19 protein-coding genes are annotated in these 20,043 nt (G+C 65.2%); 9 read left to right on the top strand and 10 right to left on the bottom strand.

All coding sequences use genetic code 11. From position 1 onward, the window contains the following. Window positions 1-59 precede the first annotated feature (59 nt). The 4 genes from ACT89H_RS07600 to ACT89H_RS07585 all read right to left on the bottom strand — a co-directional run bounded on the left by ACT89H_RS07600 (window position 60) and on the right by ACT89H_RS07585 (window position 3,462). A complete protein-coding gene (locus tag ACT89H_RS07600) occupies window positions 60-524 on the bottom strand; it encodes an acyl-CoA thioesterase (RefSeq protein WP_445107797.1) in 465 nt (154 codons plus the stop codon). Next, complete coding sequence (locus ACT89H_RS07595) at window positions 524-2,152, bottom strand: AMP-binding protein (RefSeq protein ID WP_445107796.1); 1,629 nt, start codon at window positions 2,150-2,152, stop codon at window positions 524-526. The genes ACT89H_RS07600 and ACT89H_RS07595 overlap by 1 nt, the downstream gene beginning before the upstream one ends. Window positions 2,153-2,284: 132 nt before the next feature. Next, window positions 2,285-2,704 (bottom strand): RidA family protein, encoded by a 420-nt coding sequence (locus tag ACT89H_RS07590; RefSeq protein ID WP_445107795.1) that lies wholly within the window; start codon window positions 2,702-2,704, stop codon window positions 2,285-2,287. Beyond that, the gene (locus tag ACT89H_RS07585) at window positions 2,701-3,462 is read right to left on the bottom strand and encodes an SDR family NAD(P)-dependent oxidoreductase (RefSeq protein ID WP_445107794.1); all 762 of its coding nucleotides are present in this window, start codon (window positions 3,460-3,462) and stop codon (window positions 2,701-2,703) included. Before ACT89H_RS07585 ends, ACT89H_RS07590 begins: the two co-directional genes overlap by 4 nt. 71 nt (window positions 3,463-3,533) lie before the next feature. On the opposite strand from ACT89H_RS07585, the gene pcaF reads away from it, so the two are divergent. Genes pcaF through ACT89H_RS07570 form a run of 3 tightly spaced genes read left to right on the top strand, consistent with a single transcriptional unit; the run spans window position 3,534 to window position 6,478 of the window. Continuing rightward, window positions 3,534-4,733 (top strand): 3-oxoadipyl-CoA thiolase, encoded by a 1,200-nt coding sequence (pcaF, locus tag ACT89H_RS07580; RefSeq protein ID WP_445107793.1) that lies wholly within the window; start codon window positions 3,534-3,536, stop codon window positions 4,731-4,733. A gap of 12 nt (window positions 4,734-4,745) precedes the next feature. Then, window positions 4,746-5,522: an enoyl-CoA hydratase/isomerase family protein gene (locus ACT89H_RS07575; RefSeq protein WP_445107792.1), complete on the top strand. Its 777-nt coding sequence runs from the start codon at window positions 4,746-4,748 to the stop codon at window positions 5,520-5,522. Between the two features lie 8 nt (window positions 5,523-5,530). Then, entirely contained in the window at window positions 5,531-6,478 is a 948-nt protein-coding gene (locus tag ACT89H_RS07570) for a 3-hydroxyacyl-CoA dehydrogenase family protein (RefSeq protein WP_445107791.1), read from the top strand. 19 nt (window positions 6,479-6,497) lie between these two features. Here the strand turns inward: ACT89H_RS07570 and ACT89H_RS07565 are convergent, their stop codons facing one another. Next, window positions 6,498-7,433 carry a TetR/AcrR family transcriptional regulator gene (locus tag ACT89H_RS07565; protein WP_445107790.1) on the bottom strand — a complete coding sequence of 312 codons (936 nt, stop codon included), beginning with the start codon at window positions 7,431-7,433 and terminating at the stop codon, window positions 6,498-6,500. A 143-nt stretch (window positions 7,434-7,576) separates the two neighbouring features. Between ACT89H_RS07565 and qcrB the strand changes: the two genes are divergently transcribed. The 3 genes from qcrB (at window position 7,577) to ACT89H_RS07550 (ending at window position 11,269) form a co-directional block, all read left to right on the top strand. After that, window positions 7,577-9,229 carry a cytochrome bc1 complex cytochrome b subunit gene (qcrB, locus tag ACT89H_RS07560; RefSeq protein WP_445107789.1) on the top strand — a complete coding sequence of 551 codons (1,653 nt, stop codon included), beginning with the start codon at window positions 7,577-7,579 and terminating at the stop codon, window positions 9,227-9,229. 396 nt (window positions 9,230-9,625) lie between these two features. Beyond that, window positions 9,626-10,222: a TetR-like C-terminal domain-containing protein gene (locus ACT89H_RS07555; RefSeq protein WP_445107788.1), complete on the top strand. Its 597-nt coding sequence runs from the start codon at window positions 9,626-9,628 to the stop codon at window positions 10,220-10,222. A 102-nt stretch (window positions 10,223-10,324) separates the two neighbouring features. Beyond that, entirely contained in the window at window positions 10,325-11,269 is a 945-nt protein-coding gene (locus ACT89H_RS07550; protein WP_445107787.1) for a LysR family transcriptional regulator, read from the top strand. A 67-nt stretch (window positions 11,270-11,336) separates the two neighbouring features. Here ACT89H_RS07550 and fdhD read toward each other — a convergent pair whose 3' ends face one another. The 5 genes from fdhD to ACT89H_RS07525 are packed head-to-tail and all read right to left on the bottom strand — an operon-like array spanning window position 11,337 to window position 17,292. Beyond that, on the bottom strand, window positions 11,337-12,173 hold the full coding sequence (gene fdhD, locus ACT89H_RS07545) for a formate dehydrogenase accessory sulfurtransferase FdhD (RefSeq protein WP_445107786.1): 837 nt from the start codon (window positions 12,171-12,173) through the stop codon (window positions 11,337-11,339). Window positions 12,174-12,231: 58 nt separating this feature from the next. Then, window positions 12,232-12,450 carry a formate dehydrogenase subunit delta gene (locus tag ACT89H_RS07540; RefSeq protein ID WP_445107785.1) on the bottom strand — a complete coding sequence of 73 codons (219 nt, stop codon included), beginning with the start codon at window positions 12,448-12,450 and terminating at the stop codon, window positions 12,232-12,234. 2 nt (window positions 12,451-12,452) lie between these two features. Next, window positions 12,453-15,281, bottom strand: coding sequence for a formate dehydrogenase subunit alpha (gene fdhF, locus ACT89H_RS07535; protein WP_445107784.1), 2,829 nt, complete (start codon window positions 15,279-15,281; stop codon window positions 12,453-12,455). Further along, on the bottom strand, window positions 15,278-16,822 hold the full coding sequence (locus tag ACT89H_RS07530; RefSeq protein WP_445107783.1) for a formate dehydrogenase beta subunit: 1,545 nt from the start codon (window positions 16,820-16,822) through the stop codon (window positions 15,278-15,280). Before ACT89H_RS07530 ends, fdhF begins: the two co-directional genes overlap by 4 nt. After that, entirely contained in the window at window positions 16,819-17,292 is a 474-nt protein-coding gene (locus ACT89H_RS07525; protein WP_445107782.1) for an NADH-quinone oxidoreductase subunit NuoE family protein, read from the bottom strand. Before ACT89H_RS07525 ends, ACT89H_RS07530 begins: the two co-directional genes overlap by 4 nt. 432 nt (window positions 17,293-17,724) lie before the next feature. Between ACT89H_RS07525 and ACT89H_RS07520 the strand changes: the two genes are divergently transcribed. The 3 genes from ACT89H_RS07520 to ACT89H_RS07510 all read left to right on the top strand — a co-directional run bounded on the left by ACT89H_RS07520 (window position 17,725) and on the right by ACT89H_RS07510 (window position 20,041). After that, window positions 17,725-18,846, top strand: coding sequence for a coiled-coil domain-containing protein (locus tag ACT89H_RS07520; RefSeq protein WP_445107781.1), 1,122 nt, complete (start codon window positions 17,725-17,727; stop codon window positions 18,844-18,846). A gap of 68 nt (window positions 18,847-18,914) precedes the next feature. Beyond that, window positions 18,915-19,334, top strand: coding sequence for a maltokinase N-terminal cap-like domain-containing protein (locus tag ACT89H_RS07515; RefSeq protein ID WP_445107780.1), 420 nt, complete (start codon window positions 18,915-18,917; stop codon window positions 19,332-19,334). A 104-nt stretch (window positions 19,335-19,438) separates the two neighbouring features. Continuing rightward, window positions 19,439-20,041 carry a DUF308 domain-containing protein gene (locus ACT89H_RS07510; protein WP_445107779.1) on the top strand — a complete coding sequence of 201 codons (603 nt, stop codon included), beginning with the start codon at window positions 19,439-19,441 and terminating at the stop codon, window positions 20,039-20,041. The last annotated feature ends 2 nt before the right edge of the window (window positions 20,042-20,043 follow it).

The following is a 20,043-nucleotide window of genomic DNA, read 5'->3' as shown; positions in this document are numbered from 1 at the left end:
GCTTGCCTCCTGGCTGACTCGGACAATGAGTCGATGTTATGCCGAAACTATTACGATCGTCAAATATGCGGCATATATTGGTCTTGTGGGCTCGGCCCTGGAGCGCCTTCCCGTGGGTGTGCCGAGCCGGCGACGCCCAGCAGTGCGCGGACCTCATCCGGCCACGGCACTGCACGACCTTCGCCGGCGTCGATGTGGACGGCGGACATCGCGCCACTGGCGGCGACCTCGTCGCCGCGCCGTACGGTGAAGCTGTAGCGGATGGAAGTTCGCCCCACAGCGGCAAGTCGCAGGGTGATGGTGACTCGGTCCCGGAACCACAGCCGAGCTCGATAGTCGACCTCGTATCGGACGCGGGGGATGACCCCGAACAGGTTCGACAGTCCGAGCTGTTCGTGCAGCTCCGCCTCGGCTGCTTCGACCCAGCGCACTACGGTCGAATGGTGGTAGTGGCCGGCGGCGTCGGTGTCGGGCCACTCGACGATCCGCTCGACCGTTACGCCCGGAAGAGAGTTTCCGGTCATCAGACTTCTGTGCTGGTCTGCGGGATCAGGTCATGGAGCCGGAACCGCTGCAACTTTCCGGTGGTCGTCTTGGGCAGGGCATCGACGAATACCACGCGCCGAGGGTATTTGTAGGGTGCGATGCGCTGTTTGGCATGCGCTTGCAGTTGCGTGACCAGCTGATCGTTCCCCTCGACGCCGTCACGCAGGACGACGAACGCGGCGACGATCTGGCCGCGCGCCGAGTCGGCCAGCCCGACCACGCCGCACTCCCGTACGTCGGGGTGGTCGAGCAACGCGTCCTCGACCTCGGGCCCGGCGATGTTGTACCCGGAGGAGACGATCATGTCGTCGCTGCGAGCCTGGTACCAGAAATAGCCGTCGGCGTCCTGAATGAAAGTGTCGCCCGTGATGTTCCATCCGGCCTGCACATACTTACGTTGGCGCGGGTCGGCCAGGTAGCGGCACCCGGTGGGTCCTTTGACCGCCAGTCGCCCGGGCGTACCGGGCGGCTGTGGATTGCCTTTGTCGTCCAGCACCGTGGCGACGAAGCCGGGTACGGCGCGCCCGGTGGAACCCGGCCGAATCTGGTCGCCGGCGGCGCTGATGAAGATGTGCAGCATTTCGGTCGCGCCGATGCCGTTGATGAGTTCGATGCCGGTCTGCTCGAACACCGCCTGCCAGGTGGCAGCGGAAAGGTGCTCGCCGGCCGACACCGCGCGACGGAGTTTCGACAGCGACTCGGCCTTGCCGGAGGCGAGCATGGCGCGGTACGCCGTCGGTGCGGTGAAGCAGATCGAGACGCTGTGCTCGGCGATCAGCGCGGCAAGTTCGTCGGGGGTCGCCTTCTCGAGCAGCAACGTGGAGGCGCCGACCCGTAGGGGAAAGATCACGAGGCCGCCGAGGCCGAAGGTGAAGGCAAGGGGCGGCGTGCCGGTGAAGACATCGTCGGCTTCCGGCCGGAGCACGTGCGCCGAGAAGGTATCGGCAATCGCCAGGACGTCGCGATGGAAGTGCATCGTGGCTTTGGGGCGACCGGTGGTTCCGGACGTGCACGCGATCAACGCCACGTCGTCGGCCGAGGTGTCGACCGGTGCGAATTCTTCGTGCTTGCCGGCGATCGCCGACGTCAATCCTCCGTCTGCGCCGTATTCGACCACGCGCAGATCGGGGATGCTCGACGCGGTGAGTTCGTCGGTGAAACGGGCATCGCACAGCGCGAAGTCGACAGATGCGATTTCGGCGATGGCCTCCAGCTCGCCCCGGCGCAGCAACGGCATCGTCGTCACCGCGACGGCACCTGCCTTCAGTACTCCGAACCAGCAGGCGACCAGCCAGGGGTTGTTCGGTCCGCGCAGCAGGACGCGGTTGCCGGGCACGATACCGTGGTCCTCGATGAGTACGCGCGCGATTTGATTCGACACACGGCGCAAGTCGCCATAGGTCCACGCGGCGGAGTCCGGAGCGAGGAGGCAGGGCCGATCGGATCCCACACGGTCGGCGACCTTGTCGAGTAGTTCGACCGCGCAATTGAGCCGGTCGGGATAATCCAGGCCTGGAAGTTCGAAGAGCAGCTCGGGCCACTCGTGTACGGGTGGAAGGTTCGCTCCGCAGAATGTGTCGACGTGAGCGGAGGGTGAAGGCGGCATGGCGTCGCTCCTGGGTGGGCCCTGATATTAATACATGTCCGCAGTTTATGTATCAGCCGTAACGAGGATCAACGTTTCAACATAAAGCGGTCGTGGTCGATGTCGCCGGTGCGGCGGTTCGAGGTGGCTTGATCAGACCGGAAGAACGGCGAAGCCCTGCACCTCGACCAGAGCGTCGCTGTCCCAGAGTCGGGACACTCCGATGCCGGCCATGGGCGGGTACCAGGTGCCGACAAGGCGCTTCCAAATCGCACCGATCCGGCGTGAGCCGGCTCGGTATGCCTCCATGTCGACGATGTAGATCGTCAGGCTCGCCAGGTTCGCCGGTTCACCGCCTGCGGCGGCAAGTGCTGTGAGCAGGTTGCTCAGAGCCTGTTCGAACTGTTCGGCGATGGTCTCACCGACAATGCGGCCGGAGGGGTCGAGCGCGGTCTGTCCGGCGAGAAAGACCATTCTGCCGGAGCCCACTGCGGCGTGCGAGAACCCTTTCGGCGTGCCCAGCTCCGGCGGGTTGACGGCCTCGAGGGTCGGGTGATTCGTTGGGGTGGTCATGACTGGACTCCTCCGCCGTCGATAGTGAGGCCTTGGCCGTTGATGGCCGAGTTCGTGAGGCACAGCAGCACGACTTCGGCCACCTCGGCGGGCTCTACCAGCCGATTGTTGAGCTGCTTGGCGGCCAGGGCCGCTCGCGCTTCTTCTTGTGTGAAGCCGGTTTTTCGGGAGATCGTGGAGACGGTCTGCTCGGTCATCGACGTATCGACGTATCCGGGGCAGACTGCGTTGACCGTGATGCCCTTGGCTGCCAACTCGGCCGCCGCGGAGCGCACCACGCCGAGGATCCCGTGCTTGCTCGCGGTGTAGGCGCTGACATATGGCTCACCGTGTTTGGCGGCGACCGATGCGATGACGACGATGCGCCCGTGCTCGTTTTCGATCATCGCCGGGACCGCCCGCCGGATGCATCGGAACGGTGCGGTCATGTTCAGGTCGAGCATGTGTGCCCACTGCTCGTCGGTGGTCTTCGCGAGCGGCGCCGAGGTGCCCGCACCCGCGTTGGCCACCAGGACGCCGACATCACCCCATGTGCTCTCGACCGTGGTGAAAAGGCGATCGATCGCATCGGTGGACGTGATATCCGCGGGGAGCACGAGAGTCTCGCCTGGGCAGAGGCGGGCCGTTTCACGCAGCTCGCTCTCGCTACGCGAAGTGAGCGCAACACGGTACCCCGCATGGCTGAGCTTCGTCGCCACGGCGCGGCCGATGCCACGACCGGCGCCGGTCACGACGGCTACGTAGTTCGAGTTGGACATCTCTAGACCTTGCCATGTAATGATTACGACCGTCAATATTACGATATAACTTCGCCGATGTCAGGAAGATCATGAGTGCAGCGTTTCTGGTGAGCGGTGTCCGCACCCCGTTCGGTCGCTACGGTGGAGCGCTGGCCGACGTCCGGCCCGACGACATGGCCGCTCATGTCATAACCGCGCTGACCCAGCTGGAGCCGACGGTGGACTGGAGCGCCCTCGACGATGTGGTCTTCGGCTGTGCCAACCAGGCCGGCGAGGACAACCGCAACGTCGCAAGGATGGCGGTGCTGCTCGCGGGGCTGCCCGTCGACGTTCCCGGGATGACGGTGAACCGGCTGTGCGGCTCGGGTCTGGATGCCGTCGCACATGCTGCCGGCAGCATTCGTTCGGGCTGTGCCGATATCGTGATCGCCGGAGGGGTGGAGAGCATGACTCGCGCACCTTTTGTCTCGCCGAAAGCCGAAACTGCTTGGGCGCGTACACCGTCGATGTACGACACCACGATCGGCTGGCGGTTCGTCAACCCGCGCATCGAGCACCGATACGGCATCGAATCCATGCCGGAGACTGCTCAGATCGTCGCCGACACCTGCGCGATCGAGCGGGAAGATCAGGACGCGTTCGCATTGAGGTCGCAGCGGCGCGCGGCCCGGGCGATCGCATCGGGGCGCCTCGCCCGCGAGATCGCTCCGATCGAAATTTCCCAGCGCCGCGGAGAGCCGCGGATCGTCGCCGTCGATGAGCACCCCCGCGCGACCAGCCCGGAAGCTCTCGCAAAGCTACCGGCGATAACGCCGGGTGGCAGTGTCACCGCGGGGAACTCGTCCGGCGTCAACGACGGTGCGGTCGCGGTACTGGTCGCCTCCGAACGCGCCGTCGCCGCATACGGTTTGACACCACTGGCGCGGATCACCTCGGTTGCGCACGCCGGAGTTGCGCCGCGCGTGATGGGCACCGGTCCGGTGCCCGCGACGCGAAAACTACTCGCACGCGCGGAACTGGGAATCGGTGGCGTCGACATAATCGAACTCAACGAGGCTTTCGCCGCGCAAGCGTTGGCCGTTCTGCGCGGTCTCGGATTGCCCGACGACGCCGAGCACGTCAATCCGAACGGTGGTGCGATAGCGCTCGGACACCCGCTCGGTGCAAGTGGGGCGCGGCTGGCGCTGACTGCCGCCATGGAGCTTTCGGACCGTCGAGCACGCCGTGCGATCGCGACCATGTGCGTCGGTGTCGGCCAGGGCATTTCGGTGCTGCTCGAGGCTGCGTGAGGGGCGATGGTGATGACGTTCGATACCCTGACCGTCGAGGACAACGACGGTGTCGTTCTGGTCACGATCAATCGGCCGGAGGTACGCAACGCGATCAGTCAGGAAGTGCAGTCCGATCTTCGGTCCGCGCTTGCCGAGCTGCGTAGCGACGACCGGGTCCGTGCGGTCGTCTTCACCGGCGCGGGTAACCGGGCCTTCGTGGCCGGCGCTGATATTCAGCGACTGCGCGACTACGACAAAGAGACCGCGCTGCGGTCGAGAATGCAGCAGCTTTTCGACGAGATCGAGGCATTCGACAAGCCGACTATCGCCGCCGTCAACGGCTACGCTCTCGGCGGTGGCTGTGAACTGGCGATGGCCTGTGACATCAGAATCGCGGCCGAGAGCGCGCGCTTCGGCCTCCCGGAGACGAACCTGGCGATCATTCCGGGCGCCGGCGGAACCCAGCGGCTCACCCGGCTGGTCGGCCTCGGACAAGCCGTTGACATGGTCCTGACCGGTCGTGTCATATCCGCCGCGGAGGCGCTCGGCATGGGGCTGGTGTCGCGAGTCGTTCCCGACGCGGACCTGCTCCCGAGCGTGTACGACGTAGCGGCAACGATTCTGGCGAAGGGTCCGCTCGCGGTGCGCCTGGCCAAGCTTGTCGTGCGCTGCGGTGCCGACGTAGATCTGCGCAGTGGACTCCTTATCGAACGGTTGGCGCAAGCACTGCTCTACGAGAGCGCCGACAAGCGCGAAGGCGTCGAAGCATTCCTCGGAAAGCGATCCCCGAATTTCACAGAAAAGTAGGTGTGTTCATGAAGATCGAGCGTGTACTCGTGGTCGGCGCCGGAGCGATGGGGTCGCAGATCGCCCTCGTGTGCGCGCGGGCAGGGTTGGCTGTCGCCTGTCACGACATCGATCCTTCCCGGATCGAGACGGCTTGCCGCGACCTGCGCGAGCGCAGCGCCCGAGATGTGGCCAAGGGGCGACGTGAGCAGGCCGACGAAGACCTGGCGTGGGAATTGCTGACCTTTGGTACCGATCTTGCCGCGCTCGCCGCCGAAGCCGATTTCGTTATCGAGGCCGCGGTCGAAAAGCTCGACATCAAGCGCTCCTTGTTCGCCGAGCTGGACCGCGTGGCGCCGCCTCGCGCGATCTTGGCTACCAACTCCTCCGGCTTCGTGCCCTCGAAGCTCGCTGATGCGACCGGTCGCCCCGACCGGGTCTGCAACGTTCACTTCTTCAATCCGGCCCTGGTGATGAAGTGCGTCGAGGTGGTCGCCGGGCCACAGACCGCACCCGAAACCGTCGACGCGGCGGTAGATCTGGTTCGCCGTCTCGGAAAAGTCCCCGTCGTCCTGTCCAAGGAAATCCCGGGTTTCATCGCGAACCGGATCTTGAATGCCGTACGCGATGAGGCGATTCATCTCTACGAGAACGGAATTGCCTCTGTGGATGCGATCGATACGGCGTGTCGTACCGCGCTCGGCTACCCGATGGGGCCTTTCGAACTCATGGATCTGACCGGTATCGACATCGGTTATTTCACCAAGACGGCGAGGTACGCCGAGACCGGCGACCCGCGTGACGCACCGTCCGAAAGCGTGACCCGGTTGGTCGAGGCCGGACAGCTCGGGCGCAAGGCGGGGATCGGGTGGTATGTCTACGATGAGGCCGGCCAGAAGGTCGGGCCGGCTGAACCGAGCCGCGTGCGGGACGACCGTTCTCGCTCGCGCATCACGCCGGACGAGCGACTTCCCTGAATGGTGGCCGGGGGTGCGTTCACTCGGGCTCGTGCTGGTGGGTCCCGTCGGTCGTTCCCAGCACGCGGTCCAGTAGATGGTCGACGAGATCGAGTGTTTCTTCTGGAGTGCCGTACCCCTGGAGCATGCCTTGGGCGAGTCCGCCGATTGTCGCGGTGATGAGTGCCGCGTCGCGCTCTGGCGATGCGTCTGCACCTCGGGCTCGTTCGATTTGCCCGGCGACGATCGTGGTCAGGGCGCGTGGCGCGGCGAAGGTTTCTTCCGCGGTGATGCTCTGGCCGGTGACGGCCGCCCAACCGAAGGTGCCGAGGACGATCGTTTCCTCGCGGCGTTGCTCGTCGAGCGGGAGCAATTCGGTGAGGAGCGCGTGGATCATCGCGCGGGGGCCGGCGTCTTCGCCCAGCGTGGTCCACCGTCGCGTGAAGCGGGCGCCGGCGTCCGCCATTACCGAGCGGTGGGTCGCCAGGAGGAATTCTCGCTTGGTTCCGAAGTAGTACTGCACCAGTCGTATCGACATCCCGGCCTCGGCGGCGACCGTTTGGAAAGTGACGGCTTCCAGGCCCCCGCTGACGATGACCCGGCGTACGGCGTCGGTGATCTGCCGCCGCCGAGCTTCATGGTCGACCAATCGTGGCACCAGTCCTTGCCGCCTTCCTGTCGTGTCGAACGATCCCGCGAGCTTTGAGGGTACGCGCAGACCGCATATGTGGTACGTCCATACCGTCAATGTCTGGTACGGACGTACCGTAAAATGCGAAAGCGTGGTGTCACGCCGATAGCCGGGCGGTGCGCCAGCGGCAAGGCCACAACGGCATGTGGTCACGCCGCCCTGGCTGCCGACTGGCCGGCGCCGTCGACCGAGATCGACGTCGAGGCAACGTTCGGGACGACGCGAGGGCACCACGTCGGGAGCCGGAGGCGGCACCGCATGGCGCGACTGCCTGGTGGTCGGCACGGACATGAACCTGGTGCCCTGAGGGCCTAACGCAAGCATACTTGCAATAGGCGAGGTGTCTGGTTAGTATCGCAAGCCAAGCTGCGATTGAGGCTTTTAGCGTCTCGCGGGGTTGTCCATTTGGCATGCTGGGAGCCTTCTCTATGAGCATCAAGCAACCGTCCCGCCTCTCTTCCTTAGGAGTCGGACAGGCGGAGGCCATAGATTCTCGATTCCGTTCGGCCGCGTTTCTGAAGCGGTCGATCAACAAGGTCTTCCCGACGCACTGGTCGTTCCTGCTCGGTGAGATCGCGCTCTACAGCTTTATCATCCTGCTGCTGTCGGGTGTGTACCTGACGTTGTTCTTCGACCCGTCCATGAGCGAGGTGGTCTACAACGGCGCGTATCAGCCGTTGCGTGGGGTGACCATGTCGCGGGCGTATGAGACGGCGCTGAACATCTCCTTCGAGGTGCGCGGTGGCCTGTTCGTGCGGCAGGTGCATCACTGGGCGGCGTTGTTGTTCGCGGCGTCGATCATCGTGCATCTGTTCCGGATCTTCTTCACCGGCGCGTTCCGCAAGCCGCGGGAGGCGAACTGGGTGATCGGGTCGGTGCTGTTGATCCTGGCGATGTTCGAGGGCTTCTTCGGTTACTCGCTGCCCGACGATCTGCTGTCGGGTACCGGTCTGCGGGCCGCGTTCGGCGGTATCGTGATGAGCATTCCGATCATCGGCACGTGGATCCACTGGCTGATCTTCGGTGGGGATTTCCCCGGTGACATCATCATTCCGCGGTTGTACATCGCGCATGTGTTGTTGTTCCCCGGCATCATCCTGGCGTTGATCGCCGCGCATGTGGCGTTGGTGTGGTATCAGAAGCACACTCAGTTCCCCGGTCCGGGCCGCACGGAGAACAATGTGGTCGGCGCGCGGATCGTGCCGGTGTTCGCCGCCGATCAGGGTGCGTTCTTCGCCTTCACTCTCGGCATCGTGGGCATCATGGGCGGCGTGTTCCAGATCAACCCGGTCTGGAACCTGGGTCCGTACAACCCGTCGCAGGTGTCGGCGGGTTCGCAGCCGGACTTCTACATGATGTGGAGTGACGGCTTCCTTCGACTCTTGCCGCCGTGGGAAATCTACCTGTTCGATCGGTACACCATCCCGGCTCCGTTCTGGATTCTGGTAGCGATGGGCTTGGTATTCGTGTCGCTGATCGCGTACCCGTGGATCGAGAAGCGGCTGACCGGCGACACCAGCGCGCACCACAACCTGTTGCAGCGTCCGCGTGACGTCCCGGTCCGGACCGCGATCGGCGCGATGGCCATCGCGTTCTATGTCGTGCTCACCTTGTCGTGCGCAAACGACATCATCGCGCTGAAGTTCGACATCTCGCTGAACGCGACCACGTGGATCGGTCGTATCGGCATGCTCGTGGTCCCGCCGGTGGCGTACTACCTCACCTACCGGTTCTGCCTCGGCCTGCAGCGCAGCGACCGGGCGGTGCTCGAGCACGGTATCGAGACCGGTGTGATCAAGCGTCTGCCGCACGGCGAGTACATCGAGATGCACCAGCCGCTGGGCCCGGTCGACGAGCACGGTCACCCGATCCCGCTGGCCTACCAGGGCGCGCCCGTGCCGAAGAAGATGAACAGGTTGGGCTTCGCTGGTAGTCCCGGTCTGGGCTCGTTCCTCCGGCCCGACCCGTCAGCAGAGGCGGAACGGATAGCAGCGCACGAACACGAGCAGGAGCAGGAGCTGCTTGCGGCGATGCGAGAGCGGCAAAACCGCACCGGCCGCGAACACGAAGAGGGTCGATGAGACGGATGCGGTCGCGCCGATCGGTAGCAGCTCAGAGTGCAGGCTACGGCCTCTTGGTCGCCGCGGCGACGGTGTCGAGTGCAACCGCGGCTCGGACGGTTCGGGAGATTCTGCGCTCGAATGGCATTCGTTCGACACAGGCGCCCGCGCTGGAACCGGGTGAACGGCACCTGCTCCGCGTTCTGGTCTTTCCCGAGGATGCGGCGTACGCATATAAGGTGATCTGCTCCAACACCATTTAGGGCTCGAACGAGGAGCCTTGCGGGCGGCTGGACATATTCCATACCGGGAGGACTCCGGGCCTACCGGGCGTTCGGCACCATCGGCGGCCCGACCTGATCCAACGCGGTACAGCGCGGCGACTGGCGTCGCAACCAGGCTTGCGATAATCACGAGATGGCAGGTTCTGAAGTGGAGAATGGGCGAGGCCGCGTTCGAGGTCAAAGGCTACAGGATGCGGTCCTGGCTGCGACCATCGCGCGCATCGAGGATGTCGGGATCAGCCGGGTACGTGTGATCGACGTGGCCAAAGAGGCCGGAGTGCATGAAACGTCGATCTACCGTAGGTGGAAGACGCTCCCGAGACTGTTGATCGATGCGCTCGTCTCTGCAAGCGTGGCGGCAATTCCCGTGCCCGATACGGGATCGACGCGGCGCGACCTGGAAGAGTTCACCGCCGGCCTCGCCAGATTCACGCAAACTCCTCATGGTGCGGCGCTGACCCGTGGTATCGCGCTGTCCGAAGCGGACCCCGAGGTGGATGGTGTTCTGCGGGAATTCTGGGAGCAGCGGCTTCAAGCTGTGGCGGAAATTGTTCAGCGAGGTCAGCGCCGGGGTGAGGTTCGTCCTGAGGTCGACGCGCGTCTCGTCGTCGAAATTCTGAGCGGCCTGGTCGTTTTCCACACCATGCATCTCGGCGGTCCAATGCTGTCGGCCTTGACCAATCGAGCGGTGGCCATGATTTTTCCGGGTATCTCGCACGGCGCGAACTGAGGGGTGACCGGGAACGGCGTACTTCCAGTTTGGTGTACAGGCGGTCCGTTGCTCGGGACTACTCGGGATCGCTTCGATCAGGGCCGCAGTTAGTATCAGTAGATGTCCGGCGACGTGCTGATCCGACAGTTAGAGTATTTGATTGCCCTAGCGCGCGAGCAGCATTTCGGCCGCGCGGCTTCGTCTTGTCACGTCAGCCAGCCGGCCTTGTCGGCGGGACTGCGCAAGCTGGAGCGGGAACTCCACGTGACCATAGTACGGCGAGGACGACGATTCGAAGGGTTCACGCCCGAAGGTCTACGGGTGCTCGATTGGGCGCGGCGGATCGTCAACGAACGTGATGAGTTGCGGTCGGATCTCGACCGGATGCGCCGCGGACTGGCCGCAACCATACGGATCGGGGCGATCCCCACCGCGGTGCCGGTGCTACCACTGGTCACTGCGGCAGTTGCGGACAGGCATCCCTCGGCCCGCGTGCACATCGAGGTTCTCTCCTCGGTCGAGATCGTGCGCAGAATCGCCGAACACGACCTCGATGCCGGGCTGACCTACGTGGACGACGAGGTTTCGCAGTCGTTGCTGGTACTTCCGCTCTACTGGGAGAGATATATTCTGCTCACTCCGGCCGACGGGCCATTGTCGGAATATCGCCGTGTGGACTGGCATGACATCGCGGGATTGCCATTGTGTGCCCTGGCGACAACCATGCGCAATCGACAAATACTTGATTCCGCCATGGCGGGAGCGGGTGTCGAGGGTACGGCGGTAGTGGAAACCGACACGGTGGAGGCATTGTATTCGCATGTCGCAACCGGTCGTTGGTCGAGTGTCATCGCACATACCTGGATGCATGCGCGTGGCGTACCGCCTGGGATCCGAGCCATCGACATCGCGCACCAGCCGAAATCGCCCCCGGTGGGTCTGGTCACCGGTTCCTCCATCGTATCGTCCGCCTTGCGGACAGCAGTACAGGAATCCGACATCGCCGGCGAACTCGGATACGGAGTCAGGGACGTGATCGATCCGAATTCGCTCTCGCCTGGATGATGCGGGCGATGACGCTGCCGCGGCGAATTTTCGGGCGACTCAGGGAACGGCTTCGCGTCGGTGCGGGTCAGCTGCCGTTCTCCGGTCGTAGACGTTCCACGGCGGTGTAAACGTTCATCGAGTTGCCGCGGAGAAAGCCGACGAGCGTCAGTCCGCTCTCCGCCGCGAGGTCCACCGCGAGCGACGATGGAGCTGAGACCGCGGCGAGCAAGGGGATTCCCGCCATAAGCGCCTTTTGTACGAGCTCGAAGGATGCCCGGCTGCTCACCATGAGGATCGTCTCGCGTAGGGGCAGCAGCCCCGACCGTAGAGCATGTCCGACGACTTTATCCACGGCGTTGTGCCGGCCGACGTCCTCGCGCAGGCACAACAGCCTGCCGTCGGCGGTGAACAGCCCGGCTGCGTGCAGCCCGCCGGTGCTGTCGAACACTCGCTGGGCAGCGCGGAGCCGCTCGGGAAAAGTCGTCAGAGCTGCCGGCGCGATGGCAAGCGGATCAACGGCCACAGACCACTTCGCCGATGTCCGCACTGCCTCCAAACTGGCCTTACCACACAGCCCACAGGAGGAAGTGGTGTAGAACTTCCGGCCCAGCGACGTGTCCGGCAGGGCCGCGCCCGGCGCCAGGTCGACATCGAGGATGTTGTAGGTGTTTCCGCCATCAGCGGCGGCATCGGAGCAGTAGCGGGCGCCGGTCAGCTGATCTGGCGTAGATATCACGCCTTCGCTCACCAGAAATCCGGCCGCGAGGTCGACATCATGGCCGGGTGTGCGCATCGTCACCGTGAGCGGACGCCCGCCGATCCGGATCTCCAACGGCTCCTCGGCCGCGAGGGTGTCCGGACGCCGTGAGTACAGACCGTCTCGAATACGCACGACCGGTCGCCGCGCGGTCACTCGTCCCATGACTGCTCCCGCTTCTCGGCACGTCGCTTCGACGGCACTCTATGGCTCCTCCGCCGGGTCACGGCGTGGAACTTCGCAGCAGATCGACGACGGCGACAACATGGGCGTCGCACTCCTCGCCTGCGTGTGCCGCCTGTTCCAGCAGTTGGGCGCGCAGACGAGGTTCCCAGTACCTGCGAATGTGCTCGACGATGGGCGTAGCCGCCTCGCCCGGCGGCAGGTGCCGGAATTGGGCGGCGATCTCCGTTGCCAGCCGGATTGCGGGTGCGGTTCTCATCGTCACATCGGTCCCGGAGAGTGGACCGGCAGGTGGGACTGATCGGATGCCGATGCAGCGCCCACCGCCGGCCGCCGCAGGGCGACCTGTACCGCGGTGACCTTGTACTCGGGGCAGTTGGTGGCCCAGTCGGAGTTGTCAGTGGTCACCACGTTCGCACCCGTCACGGGGTAGTGGAACGTCGTGTAGACGACTCCCGGTGGCATCCGGTCCGAAGTCATGGCGCGAAGTGTGGTTTCGCCCGTCCGGCTGGTCAGCGCCACTTCCGCACCGTCGCAGATGCCGCGTACCTCCGCATCATGCGGATGGATCTCGAGAATGTCCTCCTTGTGCCAGACGACGTTGGCGGTCCGGCGCGTCTGCGCACCTACGTTGTACTGGCTGAGGATCCGGCCGGTGGTGAGGATCAACGGGAACTTGCGCGTGGAACGCTCGGTTGTCGGGACGAATGTCGTGGGGACGAATCTGCCCTTGCCCCGGACGAATTCCGCGACATGCATGACCGGTGTGCCCTCGGGCGCCGCGTCGTTGCAGGGCCACTGCACGCTCCCGAGTTCGTCCAGCTTCTGGAAGGAGACCCCGGCGAAGGTCGGCGTGAGCCGGGCGATCTCGTCCATGATCTGGCTCGGCTTGTCGTACGCCATCGGGTAGCCCATCGCCTGAGCGATCTCGCACGGGATCTGCCATTCGTGTTTGCCGGTCCGGGATGCCATCACCGGACGCACCCTGTTGATCCGGCGCTCGGCGTTGGTGAAAGTCCCGTCTTTCTCGAGAAACGACGTGCCCGGCAGGAAGACATGAGCGAACTTGGCGGTCTCGTTCAGGAACAGGTCCTGCACAACCAGTAATTCGAGTGCTTCCAGAGCCGCGAATACATGGCTCGTGTTCGGATCGGATTGGGCGATGTCCTCGCCCTGAACGTAGAGTCCGCGGAAGGAACCATCGATGGCCGAGTCGAACATGTTGGGGATGCGCAGACCGGGCTCGCCCGACAGCGGCCGCTGCCAGAGTGTCTGGAATACATCACGCACGGCGTCGTCGGAGACGTGCCGGTATCCGGGCAGTTCGTGCGGGAACGACCCCATGTCACACGAACCCTGGACGTTGTTCTGGCCGCGCAGTGGGTTGACGCCTACCCCGTCACGCCCGATGTTTCCGGTGGCCATGGCGAGGTTCGCCATTCCCATTACCATCGTCGAACCCTGGCTGTGCTCGGTGACGCCCAGTCCGTAGTAGATTGCCGCGTTGCCGCCCGTCGCGTAGAGCCGCGCCACCGCCCGCAGTTCCGCTGCGGGCACGCCGGTAATCGTCTCGGTCGCCTCGGGGCTGTGCTCGCTCCGGGCGATGAATTCCGCCCATGGACCGAAGTCCTCACATCTCGCCTTGACGAACTCCTGGTCGACCAGGCCTTCGGTCACCACCACGTGGGCAAGCGCATTGACGACCGCGACGTTGGTGCCCGGGTTGAGCTGCAGATGGTGTGCCGCCTCGATATGCGGCGAACGAACCAGGTCGATGCGGCGTGGATCGATCACGACGAGCCGGGCGCCGTCGCGCACCCGGCGCTTCATTCGTGAGGCGAAGACGGGATGCCCGTCGGTGGGATTCGCTCCGATCACCACGATGACATCCGCTTTCGCGACCGACTGGAAATCCTGGGTCCCAGCGGATTCACCGAAGGTTTGCTTCAGCCCGTACCCGGTGGGGGAGTGACACACGCGGGCACAAGTGTCGACATTGTTGTTGCCGAACGCCGCGCGTACCATCTTTTGCACTACGTAGACTTCTTCGTTGGTGCAACGCGAGGAAGTGATCCCGCCGATGGCGCCGACCCCATGCCGCGACTGGATGTCCCGCATCTTCTCGGCGACATAGTTGATCGCGGTGTCCCAATCGACCACACGCCACTGGTCGGTGATCTTCTCGCGGATCATCGGCTCGTGCACGCGGTCGGGGTGGGTGGCGTATCCGAAGGCGAACCGGCCCTTGACGCATGCGTGGCCTTCGTTGGCGCCGCCGTTCTCGTCGGGAACCATGCGTACCAGTTCATCTCCGCGCAACTCGGCTTTGAACGAGCACCCCACGCCGCAATACGCGCAGGTCGTCCGAACGGTACGAGTCGGGATGCCCAGCTCGACCACGGATTTCTCCTGCAGTGTCGAGGTGGGGCAGGCCTGCACACAGGCACCGCAGGAAACGCATTCGGAGTCGACGAAGTTCTCGCCCGCGCTCGCGGACACCTTGGATTCGAAACCGCGTCCCTCGATGGTGAGCGCGAACGTTCCCTGGATCTCGCCGCAGGCCCGGACGCATCGTGAACAAGCGATGCACTTCGACGGGTCGAAGTCGAAATACGGATTGCTGCGATCTTTTTCGAGGTGTAAGTGGTTCTCACCCTCGTAGCCGTAGCGGACCTGCCGCAAGCCGACCACGCCGGCCATGTCCTGTAGCTCGCAGTCACCATTGGCCGGGCAGGTCAGGCAGTCCAGCGGATGGTCGGAGATATAGAGCTCCATGACGCCCTGCCGCAGCTTCTCGAGTCGCGGCGTCTGGGTGCGGACCCGCATCCCTTCGGTTACCGGGGTGGTGCAGGAGGCTGGTGTCCCGCGCCGGCCGTCGATCTCCACCAGGCACAACCGGCAGGAGCCGAAGGCATCGAGACTGTCGGTGGCACACAGTTTCGGTATCTCGATTCCGGCCAGTGCGGCCGCGCGAAGCACCGAGGCGCCCTCGCCCACACGGACCGGCAGACCGTCGATTTCCACCGTCACCACTTGTGCGTCCGCCGGGGGAGCAGGCGTGCCGAGGTCACGTTTCTTGATCAGCGTCATCGTGTCGCCTCCGTGTGCCGAGCGGTGAAATCCTCTGGGAAGTGGAGAAGGGCGCTGCGGACGGGGTTGGGTGTGAGACCTCCCATCGCGCACAGCGAGCCCTCGGTCATCAGCTCGCAGAGGTCGTTCAGTAGAGCGAGATTCGAATCCGGGTCCGCGCCGCCGACAAGGCGATCGATCACTTCCACTCCGCGCACGGAACCCACGCGACAAGGAGTGCACTTGCCGCACGATTCCTCGGCGCAGAATTCCATCGCGAACCGTGCCATCGCGGCCATGTCCACGGTGTCGTCGAACACGACGATGCCGCCGTGCCCGAGCATCGCCCCGGCCGCGCCGAAGCCCTCGTAGTCCGTCGGTAGGTCGAGTTGTGAGCCAGGGATATAGGCACCGAGGGGGCCGCCGACCTGCACGGCCCGAACCGGCCGGCCAGAGCGTGTGCCGCCGCCGTATCTGTTGATCAGATCGGCCAGCGAAATGCCGAAGGCAGTTTCGAATACGCCGCCCCGGGCGATGTTGCCGGCCAATTGGAACACCTGTGTCCCGCGGGAACGCTCGACACCCAGCGCGGCATAAGCCTTCCCGCCGTCGGCCAGAATGGCAGGCACACTGACCAGAGTGAGCACATTGTTGACCACCGTGGGCTTGCCGAAGAGCCCGGTGATGGCCGGGATCGGTGGCTTGGCACGCACCATGCCCCGCTTGCCCTCGAGACTCTCGAGCATCGAGGTCTCTTCGCCACAGATGTAGGCGCCGCCACCCAGGCGCAGGTGGATATCGAAACCGAAGCCGGAGTCGAGGATGTTCTCGCCGAGCCAGCCCTCGGCGCGGGCGATCGCTATCGCCTCGCGGAGCACCGCCGCTGCCGCAGGGTACTCAGAACGCAGATAGATGTATCCCTCGGAGGCGCCGACGGCGTACCCGGCGATGGTCATTCCCTCGAGGAGGCTGAACGGGTCGCCTTCCATCACGACCCGGTCGGCGAAGGTGCCGCTGTCGCCTTCGTCGGCGTTGCAGCAGACGAACTTCAACTCGCCCCCGGTCTCAGCGACCGTCTTCCACTTGATGCCGGTCGGGAAGCCCGCGCCGCCGCGGCCGCGGAGGCCGGATTCCGCCACCTCGGCGACCACGTCAGCCGGGTCGAGCTCGAAGGCTCGACGGAGTCCGGCCAGACCGCCGTGGCTCACATAGTCCTGCGGGGACAGCGGATCGGTGACGCCGACCCGGGCCAGACATAGCCTTTGCTGATCGCGCATCCAGGGCAGTTCCTCCACGAGGCCGAGACACAGGTCGCTCGGGGCGCCCTCGAGCATGCCGGCCTCGACCAGATCACCGACGTCGTCGGCGCGGACCGGACCGTACCCGATGCGACCATGCTCGGTGTCGATCTCGACCAACGGCTCGAGCCAGAGCATTCCGCGGGTTCCCGTGCGCACCACTCGCACTTCACGGCCGGCGGTCGCGCGTTCCAGAGCGACGGCAACCTCGTCGGCTCCCACCGACGTCGCCGCGGAATCTCGCGGGACGTAGACCGTGATCATGATTGCTCCGCTCGGACGATGTCGATTACCTGATCCCGATCGAGCCGCCCGTACACTTTGTCATTGATGCGGGCGGATGGCCCCAGAGCGCAGTTGCCGAGGCAAAAGACTTGACCCAGCGTCGTCGAGCCGTCGGACGTGGTCTCGCCGATCTTGATGCCGAAGGCTTGTTCCAGAGACGTCACCAACTGCTGCGCACCCACTGCTCGACAGGCCTCGGCTCGGCATACGAGCAGCGTCGTCCGGCCTGGTGGCCGTGACCGGAAATCCCGATAGAAGGTGACGACTCCGTGCACATCTGCTCGCGACAGATTCAGCTCCGCAGCCACCAAGGGCACTACTTCCGGGTCGATGTAGCCCAGGCGATCCTGGATTTCCTGCAGTATCACCAGAAGCGGGCCACGACTGTGTCGATGCGAATCGACAACTGACCGAACGAGCTCCGGCAGACTCAACGGTGCTTGATTCATGAGACGCTCCACACTTTGGTCGTACTTGTCGGAGGGTACGGATTGCGCGAGTAGTACTGCGAAAAGGCATGGAAAGCGTCCGCGCCGGAGGTTGGAAACCTGTTCATGGTCGAGCTGCCCGATATTGCAAGGGGCGGGTGGTCGCGCTGCGTACCATCATCAGAAACCTAGGCTGGGTCGAGAAAAACGTCAAAGTTCAGTTGCGGATCATTTGATAACTGCGATCTATCACGCCGGCGAGATTTCCTGTGCGATAGCGTCTTGCCGCCAGGCGGTCATCGCGGGATATGCGGCGAGGAGTTCGTCAAGGCGAGCGCGGTGCCCGTCGGTCGGATCGTCAGGCCGGGTGATGGCCCGGCACGGTGATCCGCCGCGATGGCGCCGCAGGGGCGGAAACGATGTCCGGGGGGAACCGAACGCTACGATCTGGCCGTGTCGAAGGTGTGCAACTATCCGGGCTGTACGCGCCCGATCACGAGCGCGGCGGGACCCGGCCGCCCCTCGGAGTACTGCGACCGGCCCGACCACACCCGCTGGCGTGCGTGGCGGGAGCGGCAACGGCAACAACAGGAGTCCGAGGCCGCGACCGCTACCGTCACTGTGACGCAACCGGGGCCCGTGACCGTTGCGCGACTGCGAGCCGATGAACTGCTCACCCAGTTCCGCGGACTCGCCGAGCAGTTGAACACCACGTTGAGCGCCGCGGTCGCGGAGTTTTCCACACTGGCCGACCCGGCGGTCGCGGAAGCCCAGGTGCAAGCGGTGCAGGTGGACGCGGCGCGGCGGATCGCCGAGGCGGAGGGCGCGGCGGTAGCGGCCGAGCAGGCGCGGCGGGAGGCGCAGGAGGCCAGGGAAATCGCCGAATCCGTCGCCGACGACGCGGTCGGCGCCGCCGAACAAGCCGAAGCATTGATCGCCGAGGCGAATTCGGCGCGCGAGGACGCGCTGCGGGAAGTCGAACGCGTCACCAAGCAGGCCGCGGACGACGTGTTCGCCGCCCGCAGCACCGCGGAAGCCGAAATCCGCACCGTGCGTCGCGAGTGCGCCGAGCAGATCGAACGCATCGAACAGCAAGCCGCGCAGCACGTCGAGCGTGCCGAGCGTCGCGCGGAGACCGACATCGCACAGGCCCGGCGTGAAGCGGAAGCTCTGGTGGCGGCAGCCCACTCCGAGCGCGATCTCGCCGGGCAGCGCGCGGCGGACGCCGAACGAGCGGCCGAGCGAGCCGAGCGAGCCGCCGCAGAGCGGGCCGAAGCCGCCGACGAAGTGCGAGCCGAATGGCGCCGGGCACGTGCCGAACTCGACACCACCCGCGCCGAACTCGCCGATGCACGTCGCGCCGCAGCAGCCGAACTCGCTTCCGTCCGTGCCGAAGCCGCCGCGGCCGTCGACAAGGCGCGCGCGGAAGCCGCTCAGCGGCTGGATGCGCTCGACGAAGCGCGCGTGCAGACTCTCGCGCGCGCCGAACGCGCCGAAGCCCAGCTCGACGAACTTCTCGCCGAAACTCGGCGCAAACCACCAACTACCGAACCTGCCCGACCCGACGACGCCTGAGCGGCGCACGGTCTTTCGTACTATGCTCCCGGTGCGAGTGATGCGACGCGCGGCCACACACCTATCACGTGCCGCTGACCTACCGGGACTCGCCGCTGCCGGACGCCGTCGAGGCACTCGTAGGCATATCCGAACACGGCGTGCTCGGCACCCGATGGGTGTACGACGCCGCCCGTGACCCGGTGGCGGTGGCTCAGATCGTCGCCTTGCTCACCGGGTGCGCGCGGCCACAGGCGCAGAGTGACAGCGATACCCCGGACCCCTCGGTCATCGTGTGCATCGCGGAGGGACTCTCTCGCACACAAGGATTCGGTCCCGTCCAGGACGGATCGTCCTACACCGACATCCCGGTGGGCGATCGGATCGTCCGGATCCATCGCCTTGTGCAGGTCGCGGCGGAGCCTGCGGTCACCGCTGGGGTGAGCGCTCCGTGGCGGCTCGATGACGGCGCCGCCGCCACCGGCGTATTCATCGAAGTGGCCGCGTAATTCGACTACGACGGCACGCATTGGCGGAGACCTGCGCCCGCACACCGATAACCGGGATAAGGCAAACGACTCGCTAATCGCAACTCCGGTCATATCATGTAGCTATGCCCGTAACCGAGGTCGAAGGGCGTACGGAACCACTGGCCGGCGCAGCCCGGCAGACGGTACTGTTGGCCGGTGCCTGCTCGATGATCATGGGTGTGGCCCTAGCGGTGTGGCCGCACAAGTCGCTGCCGACAGCGGAACTGCTGTCCGGCGGCTACCTCCTGCTCAACAGCGTCTTACAGCTGGTCGCGGCGCTCGGTGTCCGCCTCGCCACCCCGTTGCGTGTGCTGGCGCTGGTCAGTGGTGCGCTGTCGGCCCTGCTCGCGGCGCTCTGCCTCGCGGGCGGGAATTCGGCTCCGCTGCTGTCGTTCTGGATCGGATTGGCGTGGGCGATCCGCGGGATCTGCCACGCCACCGTGGCGGTCTGGGCCGACGATCTGCGCGGGCGTGGACGGCAGGAGCTGTTCGGACTGGTCACACTGGCGTTCGGCGTGCTGGTCGGTTCGGTGCCGTTCGAGTCGACGGACACCCTCGGCTGGGTGGCCGGATCGTGCGTCATCGCGATCGGAACACTGGAAGCGTTGTGCGCCGTGGGCTCCCGGCGCGACACCGTCGCGTTGCCGGGCATGGTGCCGACCCTGCGCCTGGATGGCCGGCCGTGAGC

It is taken from the genome of Nocardia aegles (genome assembly GCF_052545135.1).
The sequence above is the reverse complement of the archived record's forward strand: the minus strand, read 5'-3'. Positions and strand labels throughout refer to the sequence as shown.

Excerpts from the sequence above, each read along its gene's own strand:
- ACT89H_RS07570 (WP_445107791.1), top strand. The coding sequence starts at position 5,531 with ATGAAGATCGAGCGTGTACTCGTGGTCGGCGCCGGAGCGATGGGGTCG.
- ACT89H_RS07600 (WP_445107797.1), bottom strand. The coding sequence starts at position 524 with ATGACCGGAAACTCTCTTCCGGGCGTAACGGTCGAGCGGATCGTCGAG.
- ACT89H_RS07530 (WP_445107783.1), bottom strand. The coding sequence starts at position 16,822 with ATGATCACGGTCTACGTCCCGCGAGATTCCGCGGCGACGTCGGTGGGA.
- ACT89H_RS07510 (WP_445107779.1), top strand. The coding sequence starts at position 19,439 with ATGCCCGTAACCGAGGTCGAAGGGCGTACGGAACCACTGGCCGGCGCA.
- ACT89H_RS07590 (WP_445107795.1), bottom strand. The coding sequence starts at position 2,704 with ATGACCACCCCAACGAATCACCCGACCCTCGAGGCCGTCAACCCGCCG.
- ACT89H_RS07555 (WP_445107788.1), top strand. The coding sequence starts at position 9,626 with ATGGCAGGTTCTGAAGTGGAGAATGGGCGAGGCCGCGTTCGAGGTCAA.
- ACT89H_RS07575 (WP_445107792.1), top strand. The coding sequence starts at position 4,746 with ATGACGTTCGATACCCTGACCGTCGAGGACAACGACGGTGTCGTTCTG.
- fdhF (WP_445107784.1), bottom strand. The coding sequence starts at position 15,281 with ATGACGCTGATCAAGAAACGTGACCTCGGCACGCCTGCTCCCCCGGCG.
- ACT89H_RS07550 (WP_445107787.1), top strand. The coding sequence starts at position 10,325 with ATGTCCGGCGACGTGCTGATCCGACAGTTAGAGTATTTGATTGCCCTA.
- ACT89H_RS07585 (WP_445107794.1), bottom strand. The coding sequence starts at position 3,462 with ATGTCCAACTCGAACTACGTAGCCGTCGTGACCGGCGCCGGTCGTGGC.
- fdhD (WP_445107786.1), bottom strand. The coding sequence starts at position 12,173 with ATGGGACGAGTGACCGCGCGGCGACCGGTCGTGCGTATTCGAGACGGT.
- pcaF (WP_445107793.1), top strand. The coding sequence starts at position 3,534 with ATGAGTGCAGCGTTTCTGGTGAGCGGTGTCCGCACCCCGTTCGGTCGC.
- ACT89H_RS07525 (WP_445107782.1), bottom strand. The coding sequence starts at position 17,292 with ATGAATCAAGCACCGTTGAGTCTGCCGGAGCTCGTTCGGTCAGTTGTC.
- ACT89H_RS07540 (WP_445107785.1), bottom strand. The coding sequence starts at position 12,450 with ATGAGAACCGCACCCGCAATCCGGCTGGCAACGGAGATCGCCGCCCAA.
- qcrB (WP_445107789.1), top strand. The coding sequence starts at position 7,577 with ATGAGCATCAAGCAACCGTCCCGCCTCTCTTCCTTAGGAGTCGGACAG.
- ACT89H_RS07595 (WP_445107796.1), bottom strand. The coding sequence starts at position 2,152 with ATGCCGCCTTCACCCTCCGCTCACGTCGACACATTCTGCGGAGCGAAC.